Origin of the sequence: Streptococcus sp. HMSC062H02 (genome assembly GCF_001813005.1) — a bacterium.
Taxonomy (GTDB): Bacteria; Bacillota; Bacilli; order Lactobacillales; family Streptococcaceae; genus Streptococcus; species Streptococcus oralis_S.
In genome coordinates this window covers 111,780-115,465 of sequence record NZ_KV811121.1, presented here as the reverse complement: position 1 = coordinate 115,465, position 3,686 = coordinate 111,780, and the positions used below count along the sequence as shown (strand labels likewise).

The window sequence follows — 3,686 nt, the reverse complement described above, 5'->3', positions numbered from 1 at the left end:
TCAGTGAAAGAACATCCTTGTGCAACTCCTTAAATATCTCTACATCCATCCAGGTCTGCTTGTCATCCTCACTGATCTGCCCGTCAATAGCAGAAGCTACCTCGACTGCCATGATATACATAGCACGTTTATCTACGGTTAAAACATCTATATGGGATGTTGCGATACGTAGATAATCTCCACGTTCTCTCCACTCTGTAATGAAAGTTTTTTCAAATTCAAGTGTTATACTCTCATATTCCAAAGACGACCAAGAATTACTAGGAATTATAAAAGGAGCCTTATCCCATCTTTCGTCAACTGAAGACCATTTGTGTAACCGAACACCAAAGTAAAAATCATCCTGTAACATAGCATCATCACCAACATTGGAGAAACTTATTTTCTTGCCTTTCCGTTCCTTAAACCACATCTTCCAAACAAGCTCTCTAGTTGTGAAGTCTATTTTTTTCGTAAAATCACTTTTGATATATAGTCTCACTCGTCTTCCTCGTCATCCAACTCTACCTCTCCATGGACTTCGATATATTCTTCTCGCTTTCTATCCAACTCTTCCCAGAGAGGCTCGTCTATGGCTTTCAAAACCTTTATCTCTTCTAAACTAATATCGACTGCTTCGTCGTAGGTCATATTCAGTAGGTCTTTATGTTTCGTTTTGAATTCTTCAACACTCAGCCATGTTTCTTTGTCGTCTTCGCTGATTTGACCGTCAATGACAGATGCAACTTCAATACCCATGATATAGAGAGCTCGCTTGTCAACCGTTAGAATATCCTTATGAGTCGTGATGATTCGAAGATAGTCTCCTTTTTCTCGCCCATCACTTTCATAGGAATCTTCAAAATCCAATATTAGATACTCATATTTAAATGAATTCCATGGATTATCTCCTATTTTAAAATCAGCCATTCCCCAACGCTCATCATTTGAAGAAAATTTGTCCAAACTAACGCTAAAATAAAAGTCATCATCACGTGCGTAAGAAAAACCAACTTTCACTCCCTTACGTTCCTTGAACCACATTTTCCAAGGATATTCCATACAGGCCTGATAGATACTAATTTCGTAGTTGCCTTTAAGATATAGTCTCACTCGTCTTCCTCGTCGTCATAAACACGTTCGCCATGGATTTTGATGTATTCTTCACGAAGCCTATCCAATTCTTCCCAGATGGGTTCGTCAATAGCGTCAATCGTCTGAATTTCTTCCAAACTCATCTCATTTGCTTCATCAAAGGTTAGAGATAAGATATCTTGGTGCTTTTTCTTGAACTCCTCGATTCTTAACCATGTTTTCTTATCATCTTCACTAATTTTTCCATCAATCGCAGTCGCAATTTCGAGTGCCATAATATACATAGCTCGCTTATCAACTGTTAATATATCTAGATAATTCGAAGCGATTCTTAGATAAGCACCCTTTTCTCTACCGTCGCTTTCATAACTTCCTTCATAATCCAAATCAATATTTTCATATTTTTGGGAATTGATTGCACTGCCCCCTTTTGCCTTGACATCTTTCCAACGAGAGCCACTTGCTCCCCACTTATCTAACCGTAAAGATAGATAGAAGTCATTTTGTAGCATCTCATCATCTCCAACATTTGAGAAACTTATTTCTTGACCATTTCTTTCTTTAAACCACATTTTCCATGCGAGTTCTCTGTAGCCAAATGTCACTTTTCTAGTATAATCGCCTTTTAAATATAATTTCAATCGTCTTCCTCATCGTCATAAACACGTTCGCCATGGATAGCAATGTATTCTTCTCGAAGGCGTTCCTCCTCTTCCCATAGAGGATCTCTTACCGGTACCATTGTCTTTAATTCTTCCAAACTGATTTCAACAGCTTCATCATAAGTCAGTGAAAGAACATCCTTGTGCAACTCCTTAAAAGTCTCTACATCCATCCAGGTCTCTTTGCCATCCTCGCTAATCTGACCATCAATGGCAGAAGCCACCTCGACTGCCATGATATACATAGCTCGTTTATCAACCGTTAAAATGTCCGTATGGGTAGTCGCAATCCTAAGGTATTCTCCACGTTCTCTCCCATCAGTAATAAAATCATTTTCAAATTCTAATTGAATATTTTCATCAGAAAACGAATTCCAAGGGTCACTCTTGTCATATGGTATATGATTCCATCGCTTATCATTAAATCGCCATTTATCAAATTGAACTCCAAAAAAGAAATCATCTTGCAACATCTCATCATCACCAACGTTTGAGTATGTAATAGGATGACCCTGCCATTCCTTAAACCACATTTCCCAGAGCAACTCTCTTGTCGTAAAGGTTATTTTTTTCTTAAAATCACTTTTGATATATAGTCTCATAAATCTGAGATATCGCCTCCATGTGCTAGTATGTATTCTTTTCGACGATTAGCTTCTTCCTCCCAAAGAGGGTCGTCTACAACATCCATCGTTTGAATTTCTGTCAAACTTAGTTCATTTGCTTCTTCAAAAGTCAGAGATAGAATAGCCTCGTGCTTTTTCCTAAACTCCTCGACTGTTAGCCATGTCTTCTTATTATCCTCGCTAATTTGCCCGTCAATCACCTTTGCAATCTCAAGCGCCATAATATACATAGCCCGTTTATCAACTGTCAAAATTTCTAGATGGGTGGTTAAAATACGGAGATAGTCACCCTTTTCATTATAATCTGTAGCAAATGCATCTTCAAAATTAATTTCAATACATTCTTTAATATGTGAAAAGAGACTTCTTACCCCTTCCTTTAGGGGGACACTAGACCATCTCTTATCAGCAGTGCTTTTCCTCAAGGATAAATTTGAGAAAAAATCTTCTTGTAAATCATCATTGTTCCCAGCATTTGAGTAAGAAACTTGCTCATCTTCTGGAAACCACATTTTGCCAGCTAGTTCCAAATAACCATAAGGTACTCTTTTTGTATAATCGCCTTTTAAGTATAATTTCATTCTTCCTCGTCGTCATAAACTGGCTCGCCATGGATTTTGATATATTCTTCCCACCCTCTGTGTAATTCATCCCAAAGGGGTTCATCAATCGCCTCCATAACCTCTAGTTCTTCCAAACTAATATCGACTGCTTCGTCGTAGGTCAAATTCAGTAGGTCTTTATGTTTCGTTTTGAATTCTTCAACACTCAGCCATGTTTCTTTGTCGTCTTCGCTGATTTGACCGTCAATGGCAGATGCCACCTCAATCGCCATGATATAGAGCGCTCGCTTGTCAACCGTTAGAATATCTAGATGAGTGGAAATAATTCGCAAATGATCACCTTTCTCACGTCCATCGCTTTCATAAGAATTTTCTAGATCCAATGTCAAGTTTTCATATTCAAATGTCTTCCAAGGGTTTATATTTGTATTAAAATTTGCACTCTCCCAACGTTCGTCATTATATTTAAATTTATCCAACCGTAAATTCAAATGTAAATCTTCATCCCAAGCATAGGAAAAATCAAGTGGAATTCCTTTTCGCTCTTTGAACCACATTTTTTGAGCTATTTCTTTAAACTCTTCATAAAAATCAGTCTTGGTGTAATCACCTATGATATAAAGTCTCACTCGTCGTCCTCATCGTCATAAATACGTTCGCCATGGATTTTGATATACTCTTCCCGAAGTCGCTCTTCTTCTTCCCATAAAGGATCTCTTACTGGCACCATTGTCTTTAATTCTTCCAAACTAATTTCAACC

The 3,686-nt window shown here is 37.8% G+C and carries 6 protein-coding genes; all 6 read right to left on the bottom strand.

Features of this window, described 5'->3' with window-relative positions; translation table 11 throughout:
* Positions 1 to 481 (bottom strand): hypothetical protein (locus HMPREF2885_RS05350; protein ID WP_070657386.1); only part of this gene is annotated, 481 nt, incomplete at its 3' end.
* Entirely contained in the window at positions 478 to 1,092 is a 615-nt protein-coding gene (locus HMPREF2885_RS05345; protein ID WP_049550284.1) for a hypothetical protein, read from the bottom strand. The genes HMPREF2885_RS05350 and HMPREF2885_RS05345, both read right to left, overlap by 4 nt.
* Positions 1,089 to 1,715 (bottom strand): hypothetical protein, encoded by a 627-nt coding sequence (locus tag HMPREF2885_RS05340; RefSeq protein WP_070657384.1) that lies wholly within the window; start codon positions 1,713 to 1,715, stop codon positions 1,089 to 1,091. Before HMPREF2885_RS05340 ends, HMPREF2885_RS05345 begins: the two co-directional genes overlap by 4 nt.
* Positions 1,712 to 2,338, bottom strand: coding sequence for a hypothetical protein (locus tag HMPREF2885_RS05335; RefSeq protein ID WP_001242084.1), 627 nt, complete (start codon positions 2,336 to 2,338; stop codon positions 1,712 to 1,714). The genes HMPREF2885_RS05340 and HMPREF2885_RS05335 overlap by 4 nt, the downstream gene beginning before the upstream one ends.
* The gene (locus HMPREF2885_RS05330) at positions 2,335 to 2,943 is read right to left on the bottom strand and encodes a hypothetical protein (protein ID WP_070657382.1); all 609 of its coding nucleotides are present in this window, start codon (positions 2,941 to 2,943) and stop codon (positions 2,335 to 2,337) included. Before HMPREF2885_RS05330 ends, HMPREF2885_RS05335 begins: the two co-directional genes overlap by 4 nt.
* Positions 2,940 to 3,554 (bottom strand): hypothetical protein, encoded by a 615-nt coding sequence (locus HMPREF2885_RS05325; RefSeq protein ID WP_070657380.1) that lies wholly within the window; start codon positions 3,552 to 3,554, stop codon positions 2,940 to 2,942. The genes HMPREF2885_RS05330 and HMPREF2885_RS05325 overlap by 4 nt, the downstream gene beginning before the upstream one ends.
* Between the last annotated feature and the right edge of the window lie 132 nt (positions 3,555 to 3,686).